Source organism: Variovorax sp. RTB1, from assembly GCF_035018765.1.
GTDB lineage: Bacteria > Pseudomonadota > Gammaproteobacteria > Burkholderiales > Burkholderiaceae_C > Variovorax.
Genome location: NZ_JASJXG010000058.1, coordinates 1 through 25,798, shown reverse-complemented (window position 1 = coordinate 25,798; position 25,798 = coordinate 1). Strand labels below are relative to the sequence as shown.

Sequence of the window (25,798 nt, the reverse complement as noted above, 5' to 3'; positions counted from 1 at the left end):
ACCTCCACCTCCACCTCCACCGCATCCGGAGACAAGCCCCCCCGTGGCCATTGCTACGACGACGCTGCGAAGCATAAAACTTCGCGTGAGTGCGATGATATTTGACATCTGTAACTCTTCAGGGCGCTGTGGCAGGGCCAGCCGTCACCGTAAGCTTTGACGAACTGAGGTAGAGCACCGGCCGCGGATCGCCACTCGGGCGGTCGATGCGCAGTTCCAAAAATCTGTCGGACGGATTCGCAGTGGCCATGTTGGCAACCATCGTGGAGGGGGGCATAGCGTCGTTCGGCAACGCCCCTGCAGGGCCGCGCAAATCAGTGCCCTTCAGCTGCTGATTGACCTGAACCCAACTGAGGTGCAGGATCCCGGAGGGTATCAACGCCTTGGCCTCCACCCGAATCGACTCGCGATTTGGGAATCCGCCCCCGCCATCACTTATGACAATGGCCGCTTGATCGATGGGTAGGTCAAGGGTCGTGCTGCCAATCACCAGACGGAACGAACGGATCGCTCCGACATAACGCCCCACACAAGGGTCGAGGTCTACGCCAGGAGTGCTGTCTTCATAGCGCACTGAAAATGACCAGCTGCCCGTGGCGAGGTCGCTTTGCGAGAAACCCAAATCGGTCGGTAGGGCAGCGAGTTGTTCGGCCTTTGGCGCCTTGAACGTGCCACTGCCCGAGAGCTTGATCTCGGCAGCGGCACTTATCTGTGGCATTGCGATGCTTGCCGTCAGGACAAAAGCCGCCGTAAGCAGAAAAGAAGCTGCCTTCGGGCGTTGCCTTGTCCGATGTGTTCGATCCTGAGTGCTTAATTGCATGAATGTGCCTTTTGCGCGATGCTCAACCTTAGCTTACCGCTCTTGAACGCCTGGCGCGCCTTTTTTCGCCGACCCGCGGCATCCTCGGCCTGTTACGGAACGTCAACGTGTACACGTCTTTCGCGGCTGAAGCGTTTATTGGGCTCTCGGCAAATTCGCCGTCTTCCGGAGATCCCACCGTGAGCGTCCGTCGTTTCGTTTTCAAATGGGCCGCGGTAACTGCTGTGGCTGCTGCCACCCTATTCGCCGCCGCGTCAGCCAGTGCCCAAGTGTCGTGGTCCATCGGCACCGGCGCCCCCGCGTTTTACGAGTCGGCACCCGTCTACGCGGCACCGCCGCCGGTCTACTTTCAACCTGCCCCCCGCGTGTACTACCGTCCGCCGCCGCCGGTGTATTACCGGCCGGGGCCGGTGTATTACGGACCGCCGCCGGTCTACTACGGGCCGGACTACCGGAGCGAGTATCGCGACCGTCATCACAACCATCGGGACCGGGACGACCACGACGATTGAGACCGAGGTCGAACGGCTGTTGACGCCGGCGTTCCCCGTCGCTCTATCTAGTGTAGTGCGCTCTAAATAGCATATCTCTTGTAAACTTCAACCTGTGTCTAACGCGGAGGTTGAAGCAATGCGGGCTGCGCCGAAGATCGAACTGGATGCGGAGGTTGAACGGGAGCTGCTGAGCCTGACTCGCAAAGGGCGAGTGGAGGCTCGAACGCAGCAGCGCGCCAGGATCGTCTTGCTGGCTGCCAAGGGCTGGCAGAACAAGGACATTGCCGCTGAGGTCGGGCTGAACCGACTGCAGGTCGCGCTGTGGCGGGGGCGATTCCTGGAGGGCGGAATCGATGCGCTCAAACAGGATGCACCCCGCTCCGGGCGCCCGGTCAGCAGCGTGACCGCCGAAGTCGAGTCGCTGATCCTCGCCAAGACGCTGCACGACAAGCCGATCTCGGCCACGCACTGGAGTACGCGCACGCTGGCGGCTCAGCTGGGGCTGGGCCCGACGAGCATTCGTCGCGTCTGGAGCCGCAATGGCTTGAAGCCGCATCGGCAGACCTCCTTCAAGCTGTCGCGGGACCCGCGCTTCGAGGACAAGTTGCTGGACGTGGTGGGGCTCTACCTGAACCCGCCCGAGCGGGCGCTGGTGCTCAGTTGCGACGAGAAGAGCCAGATCCAGGCGCTCGACCGCACCCAGCCGGGTCTGCCGATGAAGCGCGGTCGTTTCGGCATAGTCACTCACGACTACAAGCGCCACGGCACGACCACGCTGTTCGCGGCGATGAACACGCTCGACGGCACCGTCATCTCCCTGTGCCAGCCGCAGCACCGGCACGAAGAGTGGCTGAACTTCTTGCGCCTGATCCAGCGCCAGACGCCCAGGCACCTCGAGCTGCACCTGATCGTGGACAACTACGGCACCCACAAACACCCGCAAGTTCAGGCCTGGCTTGCCAGGCATCCGCGCTTTGTCATGCACTTCACCCCCACGAGCGCCTCGTGGCTGAACATGGTCGAGCGCTTCTTTCGGGACATCTCCGAGAACCGCATCCGGCGCGACAGCTTTGCCAGCGTCGCTGAGCTCGAACTCGCCATCGACCTCTACGTCCTTCATCACAACGCCAACCCAAAGCCCTTCATCTGGACGACCACAGCATCGGCCATCCTGGCCAAAGTGACGAGGGCCAAGGTGGCGTTGGCGCGAGCCTCTAAATAAGCATTAGGATTTAGAGCGCACTACACTAGGTAGTCAAATGAAGCGCCAATGTCGAGAGTGCTATCGAAATCGCGGCTTGTTCAACATTGCCTGAACTTTTTTGACTCCACCAGCGTTCCCTTCATTACGTCATTGATATAGACCAGTTTGTCGCTCGGCGTGAGGTCGCTTTCGAACAGATCGATGACTTTGAAAGGCGGTCCAGCCGGCACAATGTTGACTTCATGCTGCACCTCGCCCAAGTCACCATCGTTCGATGGCTCGATCTTGACCTGTTCGCCCTTGTCAAGATTTAAGTCTGGACCGCCAATGTTCTTGATCGCGTAGGCCGTCAGCCGTAGCGCCGCAAGATCCACGTCCTCGCAACTACGACCGAAACTCGGTAAGGGGTACAGCAACCGGAAAAAGATCGGGCTCCGTATCGAAACAGCGACCTTGACCATGGGAGCCGTTGTCCGACAATACACGCCGCGGCTATCCCACTAGACGTCCCGCACGCGAACCTAAAGTTTGTCCTTTGCACGGGGACAACGAAATGATTAAAGCGCACGGTTATGCCACGCACCACTCCTTCAGTCGCCTCAAGCTGTTGGACTTCGAACGCGAGGAAGCCGGTCCGCGCGAACTCGAGATCGATGTTCTCTTTTGCGGCGTATGCCACTCTGACGTGCACCAGGCCAAAAACGAATGGTCTAACACAGTGTACCCGTGCATGCCAGGCCATGAGGTGGTCGGCAAGGTCCGCAAGGTTGGTCCTGGCGTAACGCGCTTTAAGGTTGGCGACGTCGTTGGCGTGGGCTGCATGATCGATAGCTGTCGGGTGTGCGCGCCGTGCAAGGCCGGCGACGAGAACTATTGCGAAGGTCCCAATAGCTGGCTGGCCACTTACAACGGTCCGATGGTATCGGCCGAGATGGCACCGACTAAGAAAAACATGTACGGGCGCGACAACACTTACGGCGGCTATTCGGACGTGCTGGTCGTCAAAGAAGATTTCGCGCTCCGAATACCCGACGCACTCAAGCCCGAAGTGGCTGCGCCGATATTGTGTGCCGGCGTCACCACCTATTCTCCGATGAAGCACTGGAAGGTCGCTCCGGGCCAGAAGGTGGGCATCATCGGCTTCGGTGGGTTGGGAAATTTGGCCGCGAAGATTGCCAAGGCCATGGGCGCCCAGGTGACGGTATTCACCACAACCGAAGAAAAACTAGACGAGGCAAAGCGACTCGGCGTCGATGGCGTGAAGGAGGACGACAAGAAAGCGCTTGCGGCACTAAAATTGAGCTTCGACTTTATGCTCTCGACCATCCCCGAAAAGCACAACGTAAATCCGTTTATTGCATTGCTGAAACGCGATTGCACTCTTACAGTGGTTGGAGCGCTTGAGCCTTTGTCACCTGTCAATAATCAGGAAGTCGCCTTCCATCGGAAGTCCGTGGCCGGCTCGCTCATCGGCAGCCTCGCAGACACGCAGGAGGTGCTGGACTTTTGCGCTAAGCACGGCATCGGACCTGATATCGAAATCATCTCCATCCAGGAGGTAAACGATGCGTACAAGAAAATCGAGGACGGTGACGTACGTTTTCGCTACGTGATCGATATGGCCTCGCTTAAAACCGAATCCGCAACCTAATCCTTAAGATCAAGTGCGACGGCTGACCTCGCCCCCGAAAAACGTTCCCCTTGCTGGAAGCTCACCGAAGCTAACAGCAAGGCCGCGAGCGCAGAGCAGATGGAAATTAGCCGGCTGCGAGCCGAGCCGGCTACAAAGAGCAGGTACAACGCGTCAACTTTTGGGGCAGTTGGCGGTCGATGCTGAAGGTGTTACGGCCGCACTGGCAGCGTCCTTAACAGGGTGTGGAAATACTCCTCTCTAAAGCGAGTCATTTTTTCCGGCAAGACTCGCTTTTCACATAGTGCAGTAAGCAGTGATTTCGGAAGCAGTTCACGCCGATTTTGGGGTTTTTTTGCGAGCCTCTGATTGCCTCAGAGCCTCTGCAGACGGACTGGTCCCAACGAACGCATGCGCGTCAGGTTGTAGGCTGTCATCGTCAGCACGAACTGGTCCACGCGCTTGAGTCCACGCACCATCACCTGACGAATTCCGCCCACCGTCTTGGCCCAGCCAAAGCCCTGCTCGATGAGCTTGCGCTTGCGCTGCGACAGCGCATATCCCTCGCTCGCAGCGATGGCATCGGGCACGGCTGAGCGCCGCCCGGAATTGTTCCGGGCCACGTGCGGTATCACGCCCATGTCCCGGCACGCCTGGACGAACTCCTGCGCGTCGTAGCCCTTGTCCGCACCGAGCGTGACCTCGACATCCGGACTCGCGGTAGCCTGACGGGCATCCCTGATCATCACCTTGGCCGCTTCGCGTTCGGCAAAGCCGTCGGCTTGTGTGACCATCGCGTTGGCGATCTGGCCGTGGCGGTTGTCCGAGAGCGTATGGCCCATGTAGCGCAACTCGCTGGCGGTCTTGCCTTTGCGGTAAAGCCGCGCATCGCCATCGGTGCGCGAGGCGTGGGTGTCGTTGCTGCGGGTCTGACCTCTGAAGCTGGTGCTGCCGGTCGAGTTGTCGCCCGCATCATCATCGTCGCCGCCGTCCTTGCGCACGAAGCTCCTGTGGCTCGCCCACGCCTGGATGAGGGTGCCATCGACGCTGAAGTGTTCGCCCGACAGCCAGCCTTTGCGACCCGCTGTCTCGACGATGTGGTTGAACAGCTCGATGATGGCGTCGTGCTCGATCAGGCGTTCGCGGTTCTTGGTGAAGACGCTGGGGACCCAGACCGCATCGTCCATGGCCAGGCCGATGAACCAGCGATACAGGAGGTTGTATTGGGTCTGCTCCATGAGCTGGCGCTCCGAGCGGACACTGAAGAAGATCTGCAGCAGCATGGCGCGCAGCAGCTTCTCTGGAGCGATGCTGGGGCGCCCGCCCTTGATGTCAGCCTCGTACATGCCGGCAAACAAGTCATCCATCTTGAGCAGCGCTTCATTGACCATCGCGCGGATGGGATGCAGCGGGTGATTGGCGGGTACGAAGTCCTCCAGGCGGCGCATGGTGAACAGACTCTCGGTGAAGGTGTCGGCGCCGCGCATGGTCTGGGGTCTGTTCTCAAGTGAGGAAACGATCACTGATCAACGTTCGAGGAACAGCGGATGTCGACAGCGGGCGGGGAGTATTTCAGCAGCCTGTTAGACGAAGCTCTGGGACAACGGTGCGGCAATCCAATTGAGGTTGACGACGAATCTGGCGGTCGCCGAAACAGTTGTGGCGTTTTCTTCAGGAGCGCACCGCATCAAGCTGCCGGAACGCACAAGCAGCCCGTCCACCGAGGATCTTGTTGCCCGCCCCCTTGATGAAGTTCCCGCCCCAATGGCCAAACATCACACGGTCGTAGATCTGGGCCGCGTGCACGTGGATGCTGACTATCTCGGGGAGCTGGTTGCGCCTGTCAAAGCCGCGCGTGCACGGCAAGCGTGGAAGCCGGGAACTAAGTCACTGATGAGGCACCGTTGGCGCTATTTACTCTTGCGAACAGCTCACTGCAGTCAGATACTCCAGCCCAGGACATTTCTTTTGAAAAGCCGTGGTCGCATGAAGCTTCACCAACACGCCGCAGCCGCAGCCGCCAAGGAAGATAAGCGGTCTTCGACCGATTTGGAGCTCGATGCACTGCGGTCGCAGAATCTGGCGATGCGACAAGAGCTCGATCTTTTACGCGACGCCTTCGAGCGAATTCCGCACGGCATGTGCGCCTTTGACAGCAACGACACTCTCGTGCTGGCCAACGCCCACTACCGCAAGATTTGGAACCTGCCGCCGGAGGTAGTGCGCCCGGGTGTAACCTTTCGCCAGATCATGGACGCCACGCCGGGCCGCGAATCGATCGCAAGCCTCGAGCGGCCGCAGCCCCTTGCAGGCAGCGAAGGCATGCGTTGGCGCGAGTGGCAACTCGAGGACGGCCGCATCGTCGAGATCGCCGTCTCACGCTTGGCAGACGGCAGTTGCGTCGCGCTTCATGAAGACGTGACTGATCAGCGAAAGGCCCAAGAGCGCATCAGCTTTATGGCCCGGCACGATCTGCTCACCGGTCTGCCAAACCGCGGCGTGCTTCGGGAGGAACTGGAGCGCGGACTTGCCGCCACTTGTTGCGGCGGTACGGTGGCGTTGCTGTGCCTCGACCTGGACCGTTTCAAGCCGGTCAACGACACTTTTGGCCATGGTGCGGGCGATGCGCTGCTCAAACAGGTGGCCGAGCGGCTGCGCGGGTGCGCGGGCGAGACCGACATTGTGGCGCGGGTGGGCGGTGACGAATTCGCCGTAGTGCAGCGCGACGCCGTTCAGCCCCAAAGCTCTGACCACCTAGCTCGACGGATCATTGACGTGCTGACTCGGCCCTTCGATTTGGATGGCCACGTGGTGCATATCGGCACAAGCGTGGGCATTGCGGTGGTGCCAGGCGATGGCGAGGACAGCGAAACCCTGTTGCGCCAAGGGGACCTTGCCCTGTATCGCGCCAAATCCGATGGCCGCGGCCAGATGAGATATTTCGAGGCGAGCATGAATGAGGGTTCTGTCGCAGTAAGCCGCTGCAGCTAAGCTGAGGCGAGACTGACGACGGGATGAGAGCGATGATCAAGGCACTGCGCAAGGTGATCAAGCGGGCGCACTATCCGCTGGAAATCATGCTGACCTGTGTGCGCTGGTACGCGGCATACCCGCTGAGCTTGCGCCACATTGAGGAGATCATGGCCGAACGCGGAGTCGTCGTTGATCACGCCACCGTGCACCGCTGGGCGATCAAAATCCTGCCCGTGCTGGCCGCCGTGTTCCGACGGCACAAACGCCCTGTTGGCACGAGCTGGCGGATGGATGAGACTTACATCAAGGTCGCCGGCCAATGGAAGTATCTGTACCGAGATGTCGATCGCGATGGCAATACCATCGACTTCCTGCTTCGTGCCAACAGAAACCACGCAGCCGCACGAAGCTTATTTGAGCAAGCCATCGGTCTGCACGGTGTGCCCGAGAAGATCACGATTGACAAGAGCGGCGCCAACACGGCTGCCATCCAAAGCATTCGAGCCGACTCCGGTGCGGACATCGAGATGCGCCAGTCGAAGTATCTCAACAACATCGTCGAACAAGACCATCGGGCCGTCAAACGCATCGTGCGGCCGATGCTCGGCTTCAAGTCTTTTCGCTGCGCACGAGCACTCATCGCCGGTATCGAGACCATGCACATGATCAAGAAGGGGCAGCTCGACGGCTCTCATGGCCAAGCCTCGTCCGCAGCAGCGAAGTTCTACTCGCTGGCTTTCTGAGCGAGACGCGCGCCGCACATTTGCTCGTGCCGGCGCTGTTATTGCGACAGAACCCGACAAAGTCTTGAAGGGCAAGGGCCGCGTCGTCAACGCGCGCTTCGCCGTGATGTGCGCGCACTACCTGTACGACCCTGACTTCTGCAACGTCGCCTCGGGCTGGGAGAAGGGAGTCGTCGAGAAGAATGTGCAGGACAGCCGTCGGCGCGTCTGGATCGACGCGCGGCAGATGCGCTTTGGCAGCCTCGACGAACTCAATGCCTGGGTGGGTGAGCGTTGCAGGCAGCTGTGGACCGAGGTCAAGCACCCCGAGCACAAGCAGTTCAGCGTCGCCGAAATGCTCGAACACGAGCGACTGCAGATGATGCCGATGCCGGCGGCGTTCGACGGCTACGTCGAAGAGGTGGCCCGGGTCAGCAGCACCTGTCTGGCGACGGTGGCACGCAACCGCTACTCGGTGCCGTGCGAGCTGGCCGGACAGATGCTCAGCACCCGGCTGTACCCGACGCGGGTCATGGTCGTAGCGGACGATGTGATCGTCGCCGATCACCAGCGGCTCATGGACAAGGGCAAGATCCGCTACGACTGGCGCCACTACATCCCGCTGCTCGAGCGCAAGCCGGGCGCGTTGCGCAACGGGGCGCCGTTCGCCGACCTGCCCGAGCCGTTGCAGAGAATGCGCCGAGCGCTGCTGCGCGAGACCGGTGGCGATCGGGTGATGGCCAAGATCCTGGCGCTGGTGCCCGGTGCCGGCCTTGACGCTGTGCTGGTGGCGGTCGAACTCGCGCTCGAAAGAACGCCGCCTTCGGGACGCGTGAGCATCGAGCATGTGATCAACGTGCTGGCGCGACTGAACGCGCCGGCGCGGCCGGCCAACGTCGTCACGACGCTGCAGATACTGACACCACCGATTGCAGACCCCGGGCGCTACGACCGGCTGCGCGACATCCAGGGGGTCGACCATGACGCGTGAGCCGAACGATTCCATCGTGGCCGACTTCAAGGCGCTGCGCCTGCACGGCATGGCCTCGACCTGGACCGAGCTGATCGAGCAGAACAACGGCGAGCTGGAAGGGTCGCGCTGGCTCGTCGAGCAGATGCTGCGCGCCGAGACCACCGAACGGGCGACGCGCTCGGTCAGTCACCAGATGAGCTCGGCGAAGTTCCCTGTGCATCGGGACTTGGCAGGCTTCGAGTTCGAGGTCTCGCCGGTGGACCGCAAGCTGGTGATGCAATTGGCCGAGACGACATTCACCGAGGCGGCGCACAACGTCGTTCTGGTGGGTGGTCCAGGAACCGGGAAGAGCCATCTGGCGACCGCTATCGGCGTAGCCGGCATCACACGCCACGGCAAGCGGGTGCGCTTTTACTCGACGGTGGACCTGGTCAACGCCCTCGAGCAGGAGAAGGCACAGGGCAAGGCCGGGCGCATCGCCGGCAGCATGCTGCGCCTGGACGCGGTCATCCTGGATGAGCTGGGCTACCTGCCCTTCAGCCAGGCTGGCGGGGCCATGCTGTTCCATCTGCTGAGCCGGCTGTACCAACACACAAGCGTGCTGATCACGACCAACCTGGACTTCGCGGAATGGTCCAGTGTGTTCGTAGACCCGAAGATGACGACGGCGCTCCTGGACCGGCTCACGCACCACTGCCACATCGCGGAGACCGGCAACGACAGCTACCGCGTCACGCAGGCCACAGCCAACTCGAAGCGGCGCATCAAGGCGCGCGAGATCGAGCGCAAGGCGAACAAGACCTCGCCCGCACAACCACCGGCAGACTCAGCCTGAACTCGCCGAGCGCGGGGAAAGCCGCTACGGGCTACGCCCTTCGCGTCTTCCCCCGCGCCACATCACCAATGCGAACCGACGAGTGAAAGGAGGAAAGAGCTACAGTTATCCACAGCCGGCAGCTACAACGCCGGCACCCATCCCCGGGTTAAGTTGAGATCGGCAGGGTGGGTCAAGTTGAGATCGGCGCCGACACCGGTGGCGGAACGATCGGACCGGCACCGAACACTTCGACAGGTGACAGCCGCAGCAACTGCTTCGCCTCTTCGACGGTGCCGGCCAGCCACTGGTCGACATCACCCGCCTCGATGGGGATCACGCTGCGCTTGTCCTGGGCGTCGAGCCCTGCTTTGGGATCGGGCTTGTGCATGTGGTGTATCAGCGCGTGGTCGTCAGCGTTGAGCGTGAGCATCGTGTAGCTCTCGTGCACCTCACCTGTGTCTTTGTCGGTCCAGGCGTTCCACAGGCCCGCCAAACCCCACGGCGCCCCATCGGCGCGGCTGAACTGCCACCAGATGTTCTTTCCCGTCTCCCAGTTGGGTTCGTCAAAGGACGCGGCCGGGATGATGCAGCGCTGGCCGCGTTTCCACGGATCCTTGTAGCTGGCTTTTTCGGCCAGCTCTTCGCTGCGCGCGTTGTTGGTCAGGAACTTGAGCTTGGGTTCTTTGGCGAACCAGGGGATCAGCGCCCACTGGCCGGTAACGAGCTCGCGCTCGTAGCCTGTCGAATGCCGGGCGCGCCGGATGAAAGGCCCTCGTGATCGAGGAAACACCTGGCGCGGGAAGAGCGGTGGTTTGTTCGTCGGGCCGAAGTGCCAGAAGCGTTCCATTTCGGCTTCGTCGGGGGCGACGTATCGATTGCACATGGGCGGCTTCGGGTTGGAGGTTGACTGCTCAGGATCTTGACTTGAATCGTTCTGACGGCACGGCGTCCTGTCGCCCGACCTTCACCAAATCGGAAGATCGGACGCCGGGTTCGTAGATGCTATCGGCCTTCTTCGCGACCAAGCCTTCCAGTTCAAGCGGCAGCAACTCGGCCGTGAACAGCAGATCACGGTCCGATTCAAAGTGCCCGACGTACAGGATGCCGGGCAAAGACGGCTGGAACAGGCGCTGCAGCCGTTCGTTGCGCTCAAGGTAGGGAATAGCGGCCTGGTCGGCGCCATTTGCCAGCAGCAAGTCGAAGACGCAGAAAGTGACCGGGTCGCTGCCGCCATACCAGCTTCGGCGTTTGGCGCGCGCGTGCAGGCGGTCGAAGTCGCTGCGGCCTTGCGTATCGATCACACAAACTTCACCGTCAACCACGTACGGCCCTTCCGGAAACAGTTTGATGTTGGACAGCGGTCGGGTGATCTCCGGGAACCAGCCGGTTGCATTGGCCCCGTTGCGCGTCTTCAGGACGCACTTGCCCTGTCCAAACTCCGCCAATAGGCGATAGCCGTCGAATTTGATCTCATAAGCCCAGCCTGGCGCGTGCAGGTCAAAGGGTCGCTCATCAAGGAGCATGGGCTTGATATGCTGAAGGAACGCCATGGAAATCAGCTTGTGCTTCGGCGAGGTGGCGCCCTGTCATCAAATGGCCAAAGATGCGCCGCCGAAACATCTGGAGCGAACGATGTCGAAAGAAATCGAAGTCTTGGAGGAGCGATTGAGGGATGCGGCGACGGCGCTGCTGAATGCAACAGGCCCAGCATCTTGTTGCTTGGCGATCGATGGAAGAATCCCGCCCCGCTACGTTGCAGCTGGCGAGTCAAGCCAAATCCGGTGGCTCTTGCCAGACGCGGCGGCAAACGACCCGGCAACTTAGACGCGACGCATGCCTTCAATGCAGCGTCTGGCATTGCTTTCAGCTACGGCGATTGCAGCGGCTTCAGTCGGGTGGCCTTCATCGAAGACCATCACCGGTAGACCGCCATCAATCTCATAGGACCACAGCCAGCCTGCCTGAATCTGCGCTGTGAAGACCACGACACGCCAGCCCTGATAGTGAAATTCGCGCGCTTGCTGCATTTGGTTGCCGAACCCTTACTGAGCCTTCTCACACAAAGCAGCGGTCTCAGACTTTGGTAGCGTCATGGTGAACTTGACGCGCTGCGATGAACACTCGCCGTGCACATCGCCGCCGTGGATCTTTGCAATTTGCCTAACGATGAACAAGCCAAGGCCAAGGTTCGAGTGGTCCGACCCTTGCCCTTTAGCCGCCCCCCGGCGCAGCGGCTCGAAGAGCTGTTCCATCTCGTTGGGACCGATGCTGTGAGCTGCGGCGTTTTCAACACTTATCCGGACGGAAAGCTTGTCGCCCTCGATGGTGACGATGACAGGCTCGCCGGGAACGCCATGTTTGACGGCGTTCGTGACAAGGTTGCCCAACGCTTCGCGCAGCCGCGACCCGTCAAAGTCACCCCGCATGTCACCTTTTGTCACCAGTTCGATCTGGGCGCCCGGCAACGCGGCGCACTGAATTTCAATTTCTTCGGCGGCGGCGGCGGCAAGATCTATCGGTGCGCGCTCAATCGGCATGCCGCCGCTCAACCCAGCCATGTTGTACGCAAGAAGCGAGTCCATCAGCGTGGCCATCCGACGCGTGCTCCGCGACAACATTGTCGTTGGGAGATGAAGCTCCTTCGGGGCCTTGGCGGCAATGAGTTGAGCGGTCAGGGCAATGGCGTTCAAAGGCCCCCGCAGGTCGTGGCCCAATACACCAAGAAAGATCTGCTGCCACCGCTCGACCTCGGCCGCGTACGTCTGAACCGACTCTGCCAGTGCCTGGTCGATCGCTTCGTTGAAGCGGCCAACGTCTCGCACCGCATCGGGGCCGTGCGGGGCTTCATCGGCCCAAAGGCGCAAGACGCTGGACCGCAGCGCGCGGTATTCGGCGAATACCTGTTCTATGCGCAAGCCGCTGCGCGCCCGCAAAAGGCCATGGATTTCAGCGGCCGTCTCAGGCTGGCCGTCGGCAGCGTGTGAGAGACCATGAGATCGGTCAATCGACTCCGTCCTACTCTGTGAGCTCCTCAAGTCGGTTGAGATGGCCTCCAAGACTAGGGGCAAATGATCACGGAGGACAGCTTCGTCTTCATCCTTCAACCGCAGGATTGTCCTGGCGTATGCGATGGACTCGGACAGGATGGGCTCTTTGGCGATTTCAAGAAATTCAGCGATCTGCATGGCAACTCTCCAAGTTGGATCGGGCAGATGCCGAGCATCCGCTCTGTGCAAAATTCTCTAAAAAAGAAAATCGAATGACACGCCCTTTAGAAGTTCTGATTCTCGACGATGAGCGTGAAGCCGCCGACATGTTGGCCGAGCTACTTGCGGTGTACTTTCCGGAAGCACGATTTCGGGTTGCTAACACCGGCGAAGATGCATTGCAGCTCGGTGCAGCGCGTCAACCGGACGTCGCGATCATGGATCTGGAAATGCCTGGCTTGGGAGGCGAAGCTGCAGCCTACGCCTTGCGCGCGGATTTTTCAGGAAGCGCTGTCAAGCTGATCGCTCTATCCGGCAACGTCTTGCGTCTGGCTGCTCTTCGAGAAGCCGGCCCCTTTGACCACCTGTTGAGCAAGCCAGTTGACCTGCAAGCCTTGGTTGAACTGCTTGGGCGCAACGATCACCATGTTTGAACGTGTTGAGCGGTGGTGGGGCGGCAGCTTTCAAAGCACGCGTAGCAACGGCGTCGTGGTCGGTTGCTGGCGAAGACCTTGGCCCCGTCGACTGTTAGATCGTGCCGTTGGATCGTTGACCAGAAGTAACCGGCTAAGCAGCAAAGGCCGGAGGTGACCGCGTTGCCCGAGCGGCATTCTGCGCAACTGATAGGTGTGAACAAACGCTCAGATGGACCGCCGGTTTGATCGCAGCTCTGCCCGATCATTCGTAAGCCGCGCCCGGGTGTGTCCGCTCGCGTTGCCGCCGGACTCCGCATCACAGTAGCCGCCTGCGATGCGGGCGCACGGGTCCGCGACACCGATCGCAAATTCGAGGATCTTCGTGTCAAGTTTATCGCCTGGCGTAACCAGGCCATGCTTCGCAGCAAGCTCAGTGAACATAGCGCGCGGATCTTGATTTGGCGCGCCAACCGGGTCGCCGCCTTCATTCTCAATGGATTTTCCCCAGTGCAAGCAGCGGCGTTCGTTTGCGGTCCTATACCGTCAATTCCTTGAAATTCTAGATTCAAGCTTAACGATGGATCGTCGAAAACTAGCCGCATACACAAAGCCCGAACGTAGGGCGACGGCTAATCGTTGCAGCTTCTCAATAGCCAACGTGATGTTTCGGCGCGCCGAATGGGACTATATTTGTATAGCATGAGGACTGAGTACCTGTATGTCCGGCGCATCGTGAGCGTCCAGTCATCCCATCTTGACCGGCCGCACGCGGCTCACTTGGACTGCAGCTTTGCTCCGACGTAGGCCACGCATTCCACGAGGTTGAGGGCGGCCAGCAGCAAGAACTTTTCGGCATCAGTTCTCACGCGGAGCAGGTCGTGCCGGCCAAGGTGACCGTACACAAACGCCAGCAGGTAGCGCTCGGGGTGGTCGACGCAGAACTTCGCGATCATCTGCGCGACGAGGTCTGGCGGCACGCCCTCGGTGAACTGCATCGTCGCAGTCAGCCGCTGCAAGCAGGTTTCCTGGACGTCTTCGGAGATCGTTGGCAAGGCGTGGCCGCAGTGCTTCATGGCCTGGAAGGCGACCAGCAGAACGTAGATCGGCACCTCAAGCTGCAGCATGTCGACCCCGTAGCGAGGCAACACGAGGATGGAGGCCAACAGGTTCGGCTGCTGGACGTAGATTTCGTCAGCCAGCTCAACCTTCTGTTGCGCGCTCATGCGGTCGACGTCGATGTTCGCCCGGACCATCACGGCTTGAGTGAGCAAGGTCATGGTGCCGCGTCGGACGCTGGCTGCCATCGGTGTGGCAGCAAGTCCTCGATCTGGGTGCTGCGCTGCGTCGGCAGGCGCTGCAGCACGTCGCGCAGATAGGCCCAGGGGTCGTGGCCGTTTAGGCGCGCCGACTGCACCAGGCTCATCACGATGGCGGCGCGCTGGCCGGCCAGTTCGCTGCCCACGAACATCCATGCCTTGCGGCCCATCGCCCAGGGTTTGATTTGACGCTCGAGGTGGTTGTTGTCGATGGCGACCGCGCCGTCGTCCAGGTGCCGCGTCAAGGCGGCCCAGTGCCCCAGCGTGTAGTCGATGGCCTTGGCCGTCGGGCCGCCGTCGGCCACCAGCCGGCGCTCCAGTTGTAGCCAGTGCTTGAGCTCTTCCCACAGCGGCTTGGCGAGCTGCTGACGTTGCGCCCGGCGCTCGTTATCGCTGAGGTCTTTTAGCTGCGCCTCGACGCCATAGATGCGCGCGAAGCGACGCACCGCCTCCAGGCCCACCACGCTGGTGCCGTCGTGCGTCAACTCTTCGAAGTTGCGCCGTGCGTGCGCGGCACAGGCTGCGCCCAAGCGGTCCGGGTACAGCCGCGGATCGACCACGGTCACGTAGGCGCTGTAGCGATCGGTCAGCAACGTGCCCGACCATCGCCTGCCATGTCTCTCCTGGCCTCCCAGGAATGCCAGCGGGTACTGCGCCCCGCGTCCCGGGCAGAACTCGTAAATCACACCCGGCACCTTGTCGTGCCAGCTTCTGGCGTAGGCCCAGATGTAGGCTCGGCGCGTCTTGCCCGCGCCCGGGTCCAGCAAGGCCACTGGCGTCTCGTCGGCGTGCAGCACCGCGCAACTGAGGATGAAGCGCCTGTGCGCCTCGTGCAGCGGCTCCAGCGCCGCACCTGCCTGGCCGCTGATTGACGCCAGCGTGGAGCGCGGTGTGTGCACGCCACTGCGGGCGTTGATGGTCGCTTGACGGTAGTACGGCATGTGGTCCACGAAGCGGCTGATCAGCGTGTGCGCGACGAAGCCGCTGGCAGCGATACCGCCTTCGATGACCTCTGCCACGCTGGGCGCCTGGCGCAGCACCTGGCAGCAGCGGCAGGCCCACTTGCCATAGATGTGGCGGTGCACGAAGAACTCGGCCGGCACGATGTCCATGCGCTCGCTGACCTCCTGGCCGATGCGCGTCATCGGGCGCCCGCAGCCGGGCTCCAGGCAGTCGGTGCGCTCAGGCTCGTGGTGGTGTTCCACACGGCGCAAGTGATCGGGGAACGGGTTGCGACGCGGCCGACGTGGGGGCGCCTTGGTCGTTGTGTCCGAGGCAGCTGCGGCGGCGGCGGCCGCAGCAGCTTCACGCTGAAGCCGCTCGAGCTGCTCGCGCAGGCCCGCCTCATCCTCGGCCAGCGTCTCCTCGAACAAGCGGCGCTGCTCGGCATTCATGGCCTCGGACTTGGCGCCGAACTTCCAGCGCTTGAGCCTGGCCAGCTCGAAGGTGATCTTCTCGATCTTGGCCTCGCGCAGTGCGATCTCGCGGTCCTTGCGCTGCAGCAGCGCGTCGCGCTCGGCAAGAGCTTGATCGCGTTGCGCAAGGACACGGCAATGCTCAGCCAACTGCTGCTCCTGGTCTTGCAGCCGCTGGAGCAACTGAGCAACCAGCGCAGCTGTCTCGGCGGACAGTCCCGAAGGATTCGCTGCAGGAAGATCACGCGCACCAAGCATGCGTTGAATGATGCCAGTGCACGGCAATGCCAACATCGGCACATCTACCGTCAACGCATGAGCAGCTTGCGTTGGCGCTGGCTCCTCAGGCTCGCGTGATGACGCTCAGCTCGGGAAGCCGCTGCCACGGCAGGCCCAAGACCAAGGCGTCGAACTGCGCAGGTGTGAGTGATAGCAAGGGCGTCGCGTCGCTCGTGCCCGGCCAGACGAAGCGCCCCGCGTTGAGGCGGCGCGCCGCGCACCACACGCCGAAGCCGTCGTGCACCAGCAGCTTGACACGCGTGCCGCGTGCGTTTGCGAACAAGTAGCCATGGTGCGCCTGCGCTGCACCGAAGACTTGCACGACGCGCGACAACAGGCGCTCGGCGCCGGCGCGCATGTCGATGGGGTCGGCGGCCAGCCACATCGCGTCGATGCGGATCATCGAAGCAGCTCGCGCATCCAGGCCGCGCACTCGCTGGCGGCGCTCGCCGGCCAGGTCACGGTGACCGCCATCGGCCCACGTCGCAGCTCGATGCGAACGTCCGGGACATGAGCCGACTGGACTGGTGGCGGCAAGCTGACCGGGACGAAAAATGTCTTGGCTTCTTGCGCCTTGGAGACCTCGGCGGTGGTCGCGCTGACGACGGTGTTTCCCGAGTTCATCTCTGCGTCGCGAACCCATCGACGCAGCAAATTCGCGTTGACGCCTTGAGCCATCGCCACCGCCGCCATTGACATGCCCGGCTGCATGCAACTGGCCACAGCGTTTGCCTTGAATTCATCGCTGTGAATGCGACGTCGCCGGCGTGTGCCGGCTTGTTGATCGGGGATAGTGCTCACGTGTCCACCAAGAGTTGTTGATGGGGACTAGGCTCCTATGCTCCGAGCAGGCTTTCAAGATGGTTGGACTGGACGCTCACGGCGCATCCTTTGGAGCGGCAAATGGAAGCACCCGCGTTACCACTGCACTGAGGAGCACATCCTTTTTGAGCATCCCGAGGCGATACGCCTTGAAAGCACGCTGCGCATCCGCGACGTGCCGGAAACCGACGAGGAGATGCGGGCAATGGGGCGTGTCGCAACCCCGCAGTGGGGCGGTGCTGTCCCACGCCACGCGGACGGCACGATCAAGAAAATGTGGGAACGCTAAGGAGCAGCTATGCCTTACGAAAGCTTCTTAGACGCCGATGCCTTGAGGGGCGACCAAGTGGTAAGACTGCCAAGAGATCCGGATTAGGACCGAAGCGGCGATGGCGCGCTCGCTGAGCAATTTCATTGGACCGGTCTAACCGCTTGCGTGATTCGTTAGACATCTGAGCCGCTACCACAGCGGAATCTCTATCGCAGAAAGCTTCCAAAGAAATACTCCGTCGCGACGAAAGATGAAGCGCCCCGGCGACCCATCCTTTGATCGAAACTGCGCAGTAGAGTAGTTTACGTAGTCGATCGCAAAATTAGGCGCCTGAATCGTCCCGGGCCGGGGCTATTCAGGCCGTCTGCTCAGTGAGTGCGAAGTTTTTCTTGCAGCCAGACCTTGATCAGCGACTGGTAGGGCACATCGCGGGCGTTCGCCGCGACCTTGATCGAGTCCAGCAGGTGCTGGGGCAAGCGCAGCGAAATCGTCTTGGTCGTTGGTTTCAAGTTGGGCAGCGTCACCTTCTTGGCGTTCGACCAGTCAAGATAGTCCGTGGAGTCGTGCTTTTCCCAGTACGCACGCTCCTGCGCCTCAGTAGCGAACTTCGGGATCGCTTTAGTCTGCTTGGTCATAGATGGCTCGTTCCTTTCGGTGCATGTCCCTGGCTGAAATCACGCGAATCAACAGGTTCGCCTGGCGCAAAGTAAACGTGATGTGCAATGTGCGTCCTTCATCGGTTCTGCCCAAGGCGTGGAGGCGGAGTTCCTGACGGCTGTGAGCGCCATCTTCCAAGAGCAGCAGGGATGCATTGAAGAAGACTTGCTCCGATTCAGCCATGGAAACACCATGCTTTTCATTCTTGCGGGCATTGCCTTTGTCCCAGTCGAACCCCGTCACACGGCTCAGGTCTACCATGATTTGTATATTACCATCATGTACATTCCTGTCGAATGGCGTGTGCGAGGGCAGTGAAGTCCCGAAGCGTCACCGTTTGACGTTAACTCTCATCCATCATCCTCCCGACCTTGCTCCCCAGCGCACTCTCTGCCCTGAAATACCCCATCACCACGGTGACGCTCTGGTGCCCCGTCATGGCCATCGTCTCGGGCAGCGACATGTTCTGACGCCCGGCCTCCGTCACGAACCCGGCCCGCAACGAATGCGCGCTGAAGTCCCCCTCAACTCCCGCCAGCAGACACCGCGCCTTCACAATGTCCCGCACCGCAGCAGGCGCCAGCGGCTCGGCAAGATGCCCGCCCTTGCGGATGCTTCTGAAGATCTTCCCCTCGGTGATCCGACTCGCCTCCAGCCAGTCCGTCATGGCCACAGCAGCACTCCCCACCAGCGGCTTCACATCCTCTGGCCGGAGTTTTCCCGTCTGGTTCGTCTTCGAGTGTCCCAGCGTGTAGAGATAGGACGTCGCATCTACCCGCACCAGGTTCTCCATGTCGGCCGATGCCACCTCGGAACGCCGCCGTCCGCCGGAAGCCCAGGCAAACAGGAGGAGGGCGCGATCGCGTTTCCCCCTGAGGGTGTCATCGCAGGTCGCCAGCACCAGCTGTAGCGGATCCTTGGTCAGTGCCCGCTGCTTGTGGGTCCGGACGCCACGCTGCGCGTAAGCCCGACGTGTCCGGGCTAACAACTCCCGCACTACCGCGTCCGCACACGGATTCGCCACCCTGGCCAGCTGGTGCGCCTTGGACAGCACCGCAAGCCGGTGCGACAGCGTATTCAGGGCCGGTACACCGAGTCTTGCCTTGTAGCGCGCCGCGACCAGCGCCGCATCCACGTCCGCCGGCAGTTCACTCACCAGCGTGCCGCCGTCTTCGTTGGTCCTCGATGCATGGTCGACGATGAACTGGATCACCACGGGCACCGGCACCGGCGTGCTCAGCGAGTCACCAAAGCGCGCTGCATACCAGGCGGCCCAGTAGCGCATCGCCGAGCCATAGGACATCCGTGTGTTCGCCGATTCGCCTTGCCGAAGCAAAGCATGCGCAGCCCGTTCAGCCGTTTCCGTCAGCACTGCGGGATCCAGCACCGGCCGGCGTTCCGACAACGCCAGCAGGCTTGCCAGCGGCGGCTGATTCGTGGTGGACGGATTCATGGCTTTAATCTTATGTTGCATGTATGATTTAGTACATTATACATTGATAGATCACGATAACTGACGCTTATCGAGGGTAAAGAATGGGGCGGCAGGGCAGTTGAAAACTGAAAAGTACGAGGGTCTGAAATCATGGAGTTCACGAAGGCTCGACGCGGAACGCAGGAACACGAGGTCTGGGCGGCGGCCGATGCCCTGATGCAGGAAGGTCTGCGGCCCACGATCGACCGCATCCGGCAGAAACTTGGCAAAGGCTCTCCGAATACGGTCAGTCCGATGATGGAGAGCTGGTTCAGGTCGCTGGGGTCACGGCTGGCCGGTGGCGTCTCCGGGACTGCGAACCTGGCCGCGGGCAATGAAGCGGACGGCGTGCCGGTGAGCGTGCGGAATGCGACGCGGCTGCTTTGGGAGACCGCACGCAAGGAGGCTGAACAAGTTCAGGAAGTCGCGCTCGAGAAAGCTCGCAATGAACTCAAAGCTCGAGAAGATGAACTCGAAGGCAAGCGCCTTGAACTGACTCAGCGAGAGGATGCGTTTGCGCAGACACGCGCCAGTCTGGACCACGCCCTCGCCTCTTCGCAGCAGGCGCGTGAGGCACTCGAACATCAGGTGACTGCGCTGGCGTCAGAAGGTCTGAGGCAGCGCGAGGCAGCTGCCAAGGAGATGGCGAGACTCAATTCGCTTCTGGTTGATGCACAGGCTGTCTCCGAGCGACTGCGCGATGAGCACTCGGCGGCGCTGGCCATTCGAGACCGTGACATCCGCGATGCCGTCGATCGGCACATGGCTCAGGAGCGCCGCATGCTTGAGGATGTGGACCGGTCCAGGCAGTTAACAAAGCAGTCCGAGACTGCGCTCGCAAGAGAGCGGCAGCAGCGCTTCCAGAGCGAGGAGGCTGCGGCAGCGGCACTGGAAACTGGCCGTCGGATGCTGCGAGAGACACAGCAAGCCGCTCAGCAGTTGGAACGTGAGCTTCGAGATCAGCACGCGGCTCAGTCGACGTCTCTGGTGCAGGCGCAATCACAGGAAATTGCTTTGCAGCAGCGACTGGATGATCTACATGAGGCGTTGCGGGAGGAAAAGGCGGCGCATCAACACACCCGTGGTCTGCTGGCTGACATGCTGGCTGCCACGAAGAAGTTGGGCGACGCAAAGCGTCCGCGTGCTAAGCCCAGGGCAAAAAGCGAAACGGACTCTTAGTCCGTAGGTCGAGTGTTCGACCATGGTGCTTGTAAATCAACGACTTACCTCACTTCTAAACCCGCCCAGTGCGAGTTTTCCCTTGTCCAAAACGTAGTGAGCGCCGTTCTTGTCACCGATCTTGGCGTAGCTGTTACCGGCCACCGCTAGTTCATATGTACCCTGGCTACCGTCGCCATTCTTGCGATTGAGGACCGAACTGGATAGCCTTGTCCGGTGTCGAAGCAGCCAGCGTTTGCCCATAATTTTCAAGGGCTATATCCAAGACCGAAAGCGATTTGACACTTTGAGCCGTGGCTAGGGTTGAGCAAAGCGACGCGCCAACTAGAAGGAGTTTTCCAAGCATTTTCAGTTTCCGTTGTGGCCGTGAAGGCGGGACAAAAGCACTTCCTTCCAGTGCGCTTCACGAGCAAGAATTTCCGCCTGGCCGGTGTGCGTGTCAGCGATTTCAAGAACAGAAAATCGAAAGTGTTCGGAGCGTTTAAGACCTTCAGTTCGTACCAGCTGACGCAGTAAGACGTTGCTCCCATGGCCGTCGAGGTACGAGCACCAGCGTGCCCATATGCCACCCTCTCAGGTCGCACTACCAACGTAGAGTTTTCCTGTCACCCCGTCCGATATGAGGTAGACGCCGGCCGCGTTCTCAAGTGCTGCCCTCCATGAGGCAACATGAATCGCCCCGGGATTCGTGGAGGCTGATTGGTTTAAGTCAGGCCGCCACCGTGGTGGCTTGACTGGCGAGTTGCCGGTAGTAGTTTGCCTCAGCTTCTGCAGGCGGGATGTACCCGATGGGTTCGAGCAGCCGTTGGTTGTTGAACCATGACACCCATTCGAGCGTCGCGAATTCCACGGCCTCCTTGGTCTTCCACGGTGCTCGGCGATGAATCAATTCGGCTTTGTAGAGCCCGTTGATGGTCTCGGCCAAGGCGTTGACGCTCCTATGTCAAGCGGGGCGCACGGAGTCCGCCAAGTCGGCAAGGATCAGCGGGTAAAGCTCGCGAACGATGTAGCGCTTGAGGCAGCGATGGATTTCCTTTTTCGACAAGCCCTCTTCGGTGCGCCTGACGACGTAGTCGCGGGTGCGGGCATCACTTCTCATTCGAACCATGGCGATGGTCCAGAGGGCGTTATTTGCCTGCCGCTGTCCGCCGCGATTAAGTCGATGGCGACTTGTCTTTCCCGAAGAGGCTTCCAGGGGGCTGACGCCGCACAGCGCAGCGAGAGCAGACTCGTTGCGCAATCGGGTCGGGTTGTCGCCGGCGGTGATCAGCAGCGTCGCTGCAGTCTGAGGTCCGACGCCGAAGCGGCCAAGAAGGCGAGGGGCCGCGAGCTTCGTCAAGCGCGTGAGCTGTTTGTCGAGTTCGCGGAGTTCATCGTGCAGCGCATTCCAGCGTCTTGCCAACAACCTCAACGTCGTCTTCAGGCTATCCAAGACCGGGTTCTTCTCGCCGTCGTCTGGAAGAGCGGCGCAGGCTGCCACGCAGTGTTCTGGCTTGGCTTTTAGGAGAGCTTCTCGAATAATCGACGGCGCGCTGACCAGCAGTGCTCGAAGTTGGTTGACGGCCTGTGTCTTAGCCTTGACAGCGCTGCGACGTGCAACGCCCAGCGTCCGCAGCGCCTCAGCCATGCCGCTTCGAGCTTTAGGAACACCGGCTGCGTCATCGGCCAAGACAGCGCGCGCAGCACTCTCGGCATCGGTCGGGTCGCTCTTGCCACGGGTACGTCGACGGGAGCGGTTCGGGCGGTTGATCTCGATAATCGCGACACCACGTCCTTCAAGGAAGCGTGTCAGACCAGCGCCGTACGAGCCGGTGCCTTCGATTCCGGCGCGGCTCACCCTGCCGAAGCTCCGAGCCCAGGTGAGCAGCTGTTCGTACCCGGCATTTGTCGTCTCAATAGATAGCGTCCCCTTCATCCGGCCAACGGCGTCGATAACGACACCTACATGAATGTCGAGATGGGTATCGACACCAAGAACTACCTCTACCTGGTCCATTTCTAATTCCTCCTAGTTGAAGAAGGCATCGCCAACCTCAATAGCTGGACAGGACACTCAAGGTGCAGAACAAGGCTCCTATTAGGTCACATGCATTGAGCCCGACGGTGCTCGGGGAACGTCCGAAATGATCGACAGGTCAACGCGAAGGCATCGAGGCCAGTCGTAGCTCGGGTCAGATCAAATCGGCGTTCGAGCAGAATTTTGAACTGAGTGTCGTAGCTGTCTCCCCGACTGCCCACGGACGGCTCGATGCCGGCTTCACCCAAGCGCTCGCTGCATATTTCAGCCCATCGTGGACGGCGTTTCAGGCTGAACGTGGACGCGATTTCAGCGTGATCGTGGACGGCATTTCAAATTGATCGTGGACGCTGTTTCAGCGTGATCGTGGACGATTTGGGGAGCGCGCAAGTGATCTTTTGACCGGGCCTCAAGCTCACCGTCTTTTGCGGTTCAAGCCTGAGCCCACCAACAGAATCACCATGCGCCCAATCCGAGAGACATTGCGCCTGCACCTGCAGGCAGGGTTGAGCTACAGCGAAGTCGGCCTCGCGCTCAAGATCTCCAAGAGCGTGACGGGCAAGTACGTCTCGCTGGCCCGCGCGGCGGGCGTGGACTGGGTGCTTGCGCAGACGCTCACCGACGAAGAACTCGAAGCCCGGCTTTACCGCCCGCCGATGCCGCGCAGCGGCCACCAGCTCGCGCCCGACTTCGCGGCCGTGCACCAGGAGCTCAAGCGCGCCGGCGTCACCCTGCAGCTGCTGTGGGAGGAGTACGCCAGGGACAACACGCTGGCCTACAAGTACACGAGCTTCTGCGTGAAGTACCGCGCCTGGGCGATGAGTCTGAAGCGCTCGATGCGCCAGACCCACATCGCCGGCGAGAAGCTGTTCGTCGACTACGCCGGCCAGACCGTGCCGCTCGTTGACGCGGCCACCGGCGAGATCACCGCCGCGCAGATCTTCGTGGCCACGCTCGGCGCGTCGAATTACACCTACGCTTGCGCAACCGCGCGCCAGACCACCGCCGACTGGATCGGCGCCCAGGTGCACGCCCTGGAGTTCCTGGGTGGGGTGCCGCGCCTGATCGTGCCCGATCAGGCGCGTGCGCTGATCAAGAGCCCGGACCGCTACGACCCTGAACCTAACCGACTGTACGACGAGTTCGCCAGCCATTACGGTTGTGCGCTGCTCGCGGCACGGCCCGCTCATCCACGTGACAAGCCGAAGGTCGAGAACGCGGTACTCGTGGTCGAGCGATGGATTCTGGCGCGGCTGCGCAACCGGCGCTTCTTCAGCCTGGCCGAGCTCAACGGCGCCATCGCCGAGCTGCTGGTCGATCTGAATCGGCGTGCCTTCAAGAAGCTACCAGGTTGCCGGCGCAGCGCCTTCGAGGCGCTCGATGTGCCGGCGCTACGCCCGCTGCCGGCCACGCGCTTCGAGCTATGCACCTGGCGCTCGGCCAAGGTCAACATCGATTACCACGTCGAATTCGACGGCCACTACTACAGCGTGCCGCACGCTCTGGTGCGAACGACGGTCGAGCTGCGCGTGACGGCGAACCTCGTGGAGTGCTTCGCGGCCAACCAGCGCGTGGCCTGCCATGCCTTGAGCCACCGGCGTGGTGCCCACACGACCGTGGCCGAGCACATGCCGGCATCTCACCGCGCCCACCTGGAGTGGACGCCCCAGAAGTTGATCGATTGGGGCCGTCGCATTGGCGTGAGCGCCGCGGCCGTGGTGACCTGGCAGCTCGAACACCGCCCGCACCCCGAGCAGGGCTACCGCGCCTGTCTGGGCCTGCAGCGCCTGGCGCGCGAGTACACGCCGCCCCGGCTGGAGGCTGCCTGCACCCGGGCGCTGGCGATCCGCTCGCCGACCTACCGCAGCGTGGCCTCGATCCTGAAGAACGGACTGGACCGCCAGCCCGCCTTGTTCGCAACGCCCCCCGCGCCGCTGCCTGCGCACGAGAACGTACGCGGGCCCGACTACTACCACTGACCCATTGCCCCTTGTTGTAACCCCCGAAGGAGATTGAAGATGCTGAATGAACACACACTGGACCAACTGCGCAGCCTGCGTCTGGACGGCATGGTGCGCGCCATCGAAGAGCAGACCACCAGCACCGCAGCCACGGCGCTGGGCTTCGATGAGCGGCTGACGCTGCTGGTGCAGCGCGAGATCGCATGGCGCGACGACAAGCGCGTGGCGCGCCTGATGAAGGCGGCGAAGCTCAAGGTGAGTTCGGCCTGCGTGGAGAACATTAACTGGCGCGCGAGTCGCTCGCTGGACCGCGCTCTGGTGGCCGCGCTGGCCGGCGGCGACTGGCTGCGCCGTGCGCAGAATCTGCTGGTCACCGGCGCGACGGGCTGCGGCAAGACCTGGCTGGCGTGCGCGCTGGCGCATCAGGCGGCGCGTTCGGGCTTCTCGGTGCTGTACACGCGCGCCGCGCGTCTGTTCGATGAATTGCAGGTTGCGCACGGCGACGGCAGCTTCGCACGTCGGCTGGCGCACCTGGCCAAGCTGGACTTGCTGGTGATTGATGACTTCGCGATCTCCCCCATGGGCGCACCCGAGCGCAACGACCTGCTGGAGGTGCTGGACGACCGCGTGGGCACGCGCTCGACGTTGATCACCAGCCAGTTGCCGGTCAAGGCGTGGCATACCTACCTGGACGATCCGACGCTCGCTGACGCGATCCTGGACCGCGTTGTGCACAGCAGCCACAAGATCGAGCTCAAGGGCAAGTCGCTGCGCGACGAGGAGCCAATGCAATGAATGCCGCGCTCACCCCAAGCGCCCGTGGGCTTGAAGACGACTTATCCACCGCGTCGGCCGGTACGTCGCAAGCGCCGTCCGCCGCCGTGGATAAGTCTGCGCCGCGCCCCTTGCCAAACCCCGAATCAATCGCTTCGCGCAAGTGCGTTTCAAACTGATCGTGGACGACTGAGATACATTAAACCTATCGCTTGCGCGCATCCCTGCGCCATCCAAGATGGCGCTGAAACCCCGTCCACGATCAGCCTGAAACAGGCGTCCACGATCGCTGAAATACGCACGCTCGCTGTACCGAATGGACACATATTGCGACCCACGATCCGAGTGATGTATCAGGCTGCGATCCCGCTCCGGTTG

At 61.5% G+C, this 25,798-nt stretch carries 27 protein-coding genes and 2 pseudogenes; 13 read left to right on the top strand and 16 right to left on the bottom strand.

Annotated features, from left to right (window positions below; all coding sequences use genetic code 11):
• Positions 1 to 118: 118 nt before the first annotated feature.
• Positions 119 to 820: a hypothetical protein gene (locus QN397_RS23625; RefSeq protein ID WP_323502070.1), complete on the bottom strand. Its 702-nt coding sequence runs from the start codon at positions 818 to 820 to the stop codon at positions 119 to 121.
• Between the two features lie 179 nt (positions 821 to 999).
• Between QN397_RS23625 and QN397_RS23620 the strand changes: the two genes are divergently transcribed.
• Complete coding sequence (locus QN397_RS23620) at positions 1,000 to 1,332, top strand: hypothetical protein (RefSeq protein WP_323502068.1); 333 nt, start codon at positions 1,000 to 1,002, stop codon at positions 1,330 to 1,332.
• Positions 1,333 to 1,450: 118 nt separating this feature from the next.
• Entirely contained in the window at positions 1,451 to 2,536 is a 1,086-nt protein-coding gene (locus QN397_RS23615) for an IS630 family transposase (protein WP_323502066.1), read from the top strand.
• Positions 2,537 to 2,616: 80 nt separating this feature from the next.
• Here QN397_RS23615 and QN397_RS23610 read toward each other — a convergent pair whose 3' ends face one another.
• Positions 2,617 to 2,979, bottom strand: a complete 363-nt coding sequence (locus QN397_RS23610; protein WP_323502064.1) for a hypothetical protein — start codon at positions 2,977 to 2,979, stop codon at positions 2,617 to 2,619.
• 92 nt (positions 2,980 to 3,071) lie between these two features.
• Between QN397_RS23610 and QN397_RS23605 the strand changes: the two genes are divergently transcribed.
• Entirely contained in the window at positions 3,072 to 4,169 is a 1,098-nt protein-coding gene (locus tag QN397_RS23605; RefSeq protein ID WP_323502063.1) for an NAD(P)-dependent alcohol dehydrogenase, read from the top strand.
• Between the two features lie 353 nt (positions 4,170 to 4,522).
• Here QN397_RS23605 and QN397_RS23600 read toward each other — a convergent pair whose 3' ends face one another.
• Positions 4,523 to 5,635: an IS5 family transposase gene (locus QN397_RS23600; RefSeq protein WP_323502061.1), complete on the bottom strand. Its 1,113-nt coding sequence runs from the start codon at positions 5,633 to 5,635 to the stop codon at positions 4,523 to 4,525.
• A 499-nt stretch (positions 5,636 to 6,134) separates the two neighbouring features.
• Here QN397_RS23600 and QN397_RS23595 point away from each other — a divergent pair, with 499 nt between their 5' ends.
• The 4 genes and pseudogenes from QN397_RS23595 to istB (QN397_RS23580) all read left to right on the top strand — a co-directional run bounded on the left by QN397_RS23595 (position 6,135) and on the right by istB (QN397_RS23580) (position 9,651).
• Positions 6,135 to 7,139: a diguanylate cyclase domain-containing protein gene (locus tag QN397_RS23595; protein ID WP_323502059.1), complete on the top strand. Its 1,005-nt coding sequence runs from the start codon at positions 6,135 to 6,137 to the stop codon at positions 7,137 to 7,139.
• A gap of 23 nt (positions 7,140 to 7,162) precedes the next feature.
• Entirely contained in the window at positions 7,163 to 7,864 is a 702-nt protein-coding gene (locus QN397_RS23590; RefSeq protein ID WP_323502058.1) for an IS6 family transposase, read from the top strand.
• Between the two features lie 13 nt (positions 7,865 to 7,877).
• Positions 7,878 to 8,834 (top strand): annotated as a pseudogene (locus QN397_RS23585) (Mu transposase domain-containing protein); the annotation flags it as partial.
• Positions 8,824 to 9,651: an IS21-like element helper ATPase IstB gene (gene istB, locus QN397_RS23580; protein WP_323502056.1), complete on the top strand. Its 828-nt coding sequence runs from the start codon at positions 8,824 to 8,826 to the stop codon at positions 9,649 to 9,651. The pseudogene QN397_RS23585 and the gene istB (QN397_RS23580), both read left to right, overlap by 11 nt.
• Before the next feature lie 172 nt (positions 9,652 to 9,823).
• On the opposite strand, the gene QN397_RS23575 is transcribed toward istB (QN397_RS23580), so the two are convergent.
• Positions 9,824 to 10,516, bottom strand: coding sequence for an SOS response-associated peptidase (locus tag QN397_RS23575; protein WP_323502055.1), 693 nt, complete (start codon positions 10,514 to 10,516; stop codon positions 9,824 to 9,826).
• 28 nt (positions 10,517 to 10,544) lie between these two features.
• Entirely contained in the window at positions 10,545 to 11,183 is a 639-nt protein-coding gene (locus tag QN397_RS23570) for a hypothetical protein (protein WP_323502053.1), read from the bottom strand.
• Between QN397_RS23570 and QN397_RS23565 the strand changes: the two genes are divergently transcribed.
• Positions 11,182 to 11,457, top strand: coding sequence for a hypothetical protein (locus tag QN397_RS23565; RefSeq protein WP_323502051.1), 276 nt, complete (start codon positions 11,182 to 11,184; stop codon positions 11,455 to 11,457). The genes QN397_RS23570 and QN397_RS23565 overlap by 2 nt on opposite strands.
• On the opposite strand, the gene QN397_RS23560 is transcribed toward QN397_RS23565, so the two are convergent.
• Positions 11,454 to 11,660, bottom strand: coding sequence for a hypothetical protein (locus QN397_RS23560; RefSeq protein ID WP_323502050.1), 207 nt, complete (start codon positions 11,658 to 11,660; stop codon positions 11,454 to 11,456). The genes QN397_RS23565 and QN397_RS23560 overlap by 4 nt on opposite strands.
• Before the next feature lie 15 nt (positions 11,661 to 11,675).
• Positions 11,676 to 12,818 carry a HAMP domain-containing sensor histidine kinase gene (locus QN397_RS23555; RefSeq protein ID WP_323502048.1) on the bottom strand — a complete coding sequence of 381 codons (1,143 nt, stop codon included), beginning with the start codon at positions 12,816 to 12,818 and terminating at the stop codon, positions 11,676 to 11,678.
• A 74-nt stretch (positions 12,819 to 12,892) separates the two neighbouring features.
• Between QN397_RS23555 and QN397_RS23550 the strand changes: the two genes are divergently transcribed.
• Positions 12,893 to 13,273 carry a response regulator gene (locus tag QN397_RS23550; RefSeq protein ID WP_323502047.1) on the top strand — a complete coding sequence of 127 codons (381 nt, stop codon included), beginning with the start codon at positions 12,893 to 12,895 and terminating at the stop codon, positions 13,271 to 13,273.
• Positions 13,274 to 14,028: 755 nt separating this feature from the next.
• Here QN397_RS23550 and QN397_RS23545 read toward each other — a convergent pair.
• Genes QN397_RS23545 through tnpA form a run of 4 tightly spaced genes read right to left on the bottom strand, consistent with a single transcriptional unit; the run spans position 14,029 to position 17,066 of the window.
• Positions 14,029 to 14,532 carry a hypothetical protein gene (locus tag QN397_RS23545; protein ID WP_323502046.1) on the bottom strand — a complete coding sequence of 168 codons (504 nt, stop codon included), beginning with the start codon at positions 14,530 to 14,532 and terminating at the stop codon, positions 14,029 to 14,031.
• On the bottom strand, positions 14,529 to 16,280 hold the full coding sequence (gene tnpC / locus QN397_RS23540; protein WP_323502045.1) for an IS66 family transposase: 1,752 nt from the start codon (positions 16,278 to 16,280) through the stop codon (positions 14,529 to 14,531). The genes QN397_RS23545 and tnpC overlap by 4 nt, the downstream gene beginning before the upstream one ends.
• Positions 16,281 to 16,329: 49 nt before the next feature.
• Positions 16,330 to 16,668: an IS66 family insertion sequence element accessory protein TnpB gene (tnpB, locus tag QN397_RS23535; RefSeq protein ID WP_323502044.1), complete on the bottom strand. Its 339-nt coding sequence runs from the start codon at positions 16,666 to 16,668 to the stop codon at positions 16,330 to 16,332.
• A complete protein-coding gene (gene tnpA, locus QN397_RS23530) occupies positions 16,665 to 17,066 on the bottom strand; it encodes an IS66-like element accessory protein TnpA (RefSeq protein ID WP_323502043.1) in 402 nt (133 codons plus the stop codon). Before tnpA ends, tnpB begins: the two co-directional genes overlap by 4 nt.
• Positions 17,067 to 17,103: 37 nt before the next feature.
• Here tnpA and QN397_RS23525 point away from each other — a divergent pair, with 37 nt between their 5' ends.
• Positions 17,104 to 17,376: a hypothetical protein gene (locus QN397_RS23525; RefSeq protein ID WP_323502042.1), complete on the top strand. Its 273-nt coding sequence runs from the start codon at positions 17,104 to 17,106 to the stop codon at positions 17,374 to 17,376.
• Between the two features lie 350 nt (positions 17,377 to 17,726).
• On the opposite strand, the gene QN397_RS23520 is transcribed toward QN397_RS23525, so the two are convergent.
• The 3 genes from QN397_RS23520 to QN397_RS23510 form a co-directional block, all read right to left on the bottom strand.
• Positions 17,727 to 17,993, bottom strand: a complete 267-nt coding sequence (locus QN397_RS23520) for a BrnA antitoxin family protein (protein ID WP_323502041.1) — start codon at positions 17,991 to 17,993, stop codon at positions 17,727 to 17,729.
• Positions 17,977 to 18,276: a BrnT family toxin gene (locus QN397_RS23515; RefSeq protein ID WP_323502040.1), complete on the bottom strand. Its 300-nt coding sequence runs from the start codon at positions 18,274 to 18,276 to the stop codon at positions 17,977 to 17,979. Before QN397_RS23515 ends, QN397_RS23520 begins: the two co-directional genes overlap by 17 nt.
• Positions 18,277 to 18,358: 82 nt before the next feature.
• Complete coding sequence (locus tag QN397_RS23510) at positions 18,359 to 19,468, bottom strand: site-specific integrase (RefSeq protein ID WP_323502039.1); 1,110 nt, start codon at positions 19,466 to 19,468, stop codon at positions 18,359 to 18,361.
• A gap of 132 nt (positions 19,469 to 19,600) precedes the next feature.
• Here QN397_RS23510 and QN397_RS23505 point away from each other — a divergent pair, with 132 nt between their 5' ends.
• The gene (locus QN397_RS23505; RefSeq protein ID WP_323502038.1) at positions 19,601 to 20,668 is read left to right on the top strand and encodes a DNA-binding protein; all 1,068 of its coding nucleotides are present in this window, start codon (positions 19,601 to 19,603) and stop codon (positions 20,666 to 20,668) included.
• 709 nt (positions 20,669 to 21,377) lie between these two features.
• On the opposite strand, the pseudogene QN397_RS23500 reads toward QN397_RS23505, so the two are convergent.
• Positions 21,378 to 21,599: pseudogene (locus QN397_RS23500) on the bottom strand (IS3 family transposase); the annotation flags it as partial.
• A 12-nt stretch (positions 21,600 to 21,611) separates the two neighbouring features.
• Positions 21,612 to 22,664, bottom strand: coding sequence for an IS110 family transposase (locus QN397_RS23495; RefSeq protein ID WP_323502037.1), 1,053 nt, complete (start codon positions 22,662 to 22,664; stop codon positions 21,612 to 21,614).
• A 482-nt stretch (positions 22,665 to 23,146) separates the two neighbouring features.
• Here QN397_RS23495 and istA point away from each other — a divergent pair, with 482 nt between their 5' ends.
• Positions 23,147 to 24,664 carry an IS21 family transposase gene (gene istA, locus QN397_RS23490; RefSeq protein WP_323502036.1) on the top strand — a complete coding sequence of 506 codons (1,518 nt, stop codon included), beginning with the start codon at positions 23,147 to 23,149 and terminating at the stop codon, positions 24,662 to 24,664.
• Positions 24,665 to 24,703: 39 nt separating this feature from the next.
• Entirely contained in the window at positions 24,704 to 25,441 is a 738-nt protein-coding gene (gene istB / locus QN397_RS23485; RefSeq protein ID WP_323502035.1) for an IS21-like element helper ATPase IstB, read from the top strand.
• Positions 25,442 to 25,798 lie beyond the last annotated feature (357 nt).

Excerpts from the sequence above, each read along its gene's own strand:
- QN397_RS23545 (WP_323502046.1), bottom strand. The coding sequence starts at position 14,532 with ATGACCTTGCTCACTCAAGCCGTGATGGTCCGGGCGAACATCGACGTC.
- QN397_RS23520 (WP_323502041.1), bottom strand. The coding sequence starts at position 17,993 with ATGACCAAGCAGACTAAAGCGATCCCGAAGTTCGCTACTGAGGCGCAG.
- QN397_RS23510 (WP_323502039.1), bottom strand. The coding sequence starts at position 19,468 with ATGAATCCGTCCACCACGAATCAGCCGCCGCTGGCAAGCCTGCTGGCG.
- QN397_RS23565 (WP_323502051.1), top strand. The coding sequence starts at position 11,182 with ATGGAAATCAGCTTGTGCTTCGGCGAGGTGGCGCCCTGTCATCAAATG.
- QN397_RS23495 (WP_323502037.1), bottom strand. The coding sequence starts at position 22,664 with ATGGACCAGGTAGAGGTAGTTCTTGGTGTCGATACCCATCTCGACATT.
- QN397_RS23505 (WP_323502038.1), top strand. The coding sequence starts at position 19,601 with ATGGAGTTCACGAAGGCTCGACGCGGAACGCAGGAACACGAGGTCTGG.
- QN397_RS23625 (WP_323502070.1), bottom strand. The coding sequence starts at position 820 with ATGCAATTAAGCACTCAGGATCGAACACATCGGACAAGGCAACGCCCG.
- QN397_RS23550 (WP_323502047.1), top strand. The coding sequence starts at position 12,893 with ATGACACGCCCTTTAGAAGTTCTGATTCTCGACGATGAGCGTGAAGCC.
- QN397_RS23525 (WP_323502042.1), top strand. The coding sequence starts at position 17,104 with ATGCTCCGAGCAGGCTTTCAAGATGGTTGGACTGGACGCTCACGGCGC.
- QN397_RS23575 (WP_323502055.1), bottom strand. The coding sequence starts at position 10,516 with ATGTGCAATCGATACGTCGCCCCCGACGAAGCCGAAATGGAACGCTTC.
- QN397_RS23615 (WP_323502066.1), top strand. The coding sequence starts at position 1,451 with ATGCGGGCTGCGCCGAAGATCGAACTGGATGCGGAGGTTGAACGGGAG.
- QN397_RS23515 (WP_323502040.1), bottom strand. The coding sequence starts at position 18,276 with ATGGTAGACCTGAGCCGTGTGACGGGGTTCGACTGGGACAAAGGCAAT.
- QN397_RS23555 (WP_323502048.1), bottom strand. The coding sequence starts at position 12,818 with ATGCAGATCGCTGAATTTCTTGAAATCGCCAAAGAGCCCATCCTGTCC.
- QN397_RS23605 (WP_323502063.1), top strand. The coding sequence starts at position 3,072 with ATGATTAAAGCGCACGGTTATGCCACGCACCACTCCTTCAGTCGCCTC.
- istA (WP_323502036.1), top strand. The coding sequence starts at position 23,147 with ATGCGCCCAATCCGAGAGACATTGCGCCTGCACCTGCAGGCAGGGTTG.
- QN397_RS23595 (WP_323502059.1), top strand. The coding sequence starts at position 6,135 with ATGAAGCTTCACCAACACGCCGCAGCCGCAGCCGCCAAGGAAGATAAG.
- QN397_RS23610 (WP_323502064.1), bottom strand. The coding sequence starts at position 2,979 with ATGGTCAAGGTCGCTGTTTCGATACGGAGCCCGATCTTTTTCCGGTTG.
- QN397_RS23560 (WP_323502050.1), bottom strand. The coding sequence starts at position 11,660 with ATGCAGCAAGCGCGCGAATTTCACTATCAGGGCTGGCGTGTCGTGGTC.
- istB (WP_323502056.1), top strand. The coding sequence starts at position 8,824 with ATGACGCGTGAGCCGAACGATTCCATCGTGGCCGACTTCAAGGCGCTG.
- tnpB (WP_323502044.1), bottom strand. The coding sequence starts at position 16,668 with ATGATCCGCATCGACGCGATGTGGCTGGCCGCCGACCCCATCGACATG.
- QN397_RS23600 (WP_323502061.1), bottom strand. The coding sequence starts at position 5,635 with ATGCGCGGCGCCGACACCTTCACCGAGAGTCTGTTCACCATGCGCCGC.
- istB (WP_323502035.1), top strand. The coding sequence starts at position 24,704 with ATGCTGAATGAACACACACTGGACCAACTGCGCAGCCTGCGTCTGGAC.
- QN397_RS23590 (WP_323502058.1), top strand. The coding sequence starts at position 7,163 with ATGAGAGCGATGATCAAGGCACTGCGCAAGGTGATCAAGCGGGCGCAC.
- tnpC (WP_323502045.1), bottom strand. The coding sequence starts at position 16,280 with ATGTTGGCATTGCCGTGCACTGGCATCATTCAACGCATGCTTGGTGCG.
- QN397_RS23570 (WP_323502053.1), bottom strand. The coding sequence starts at position 11,183 with ATGGCGTTCCTTCAGCATATCAAGCCCATGCTCCTTGATGAGCGACCC.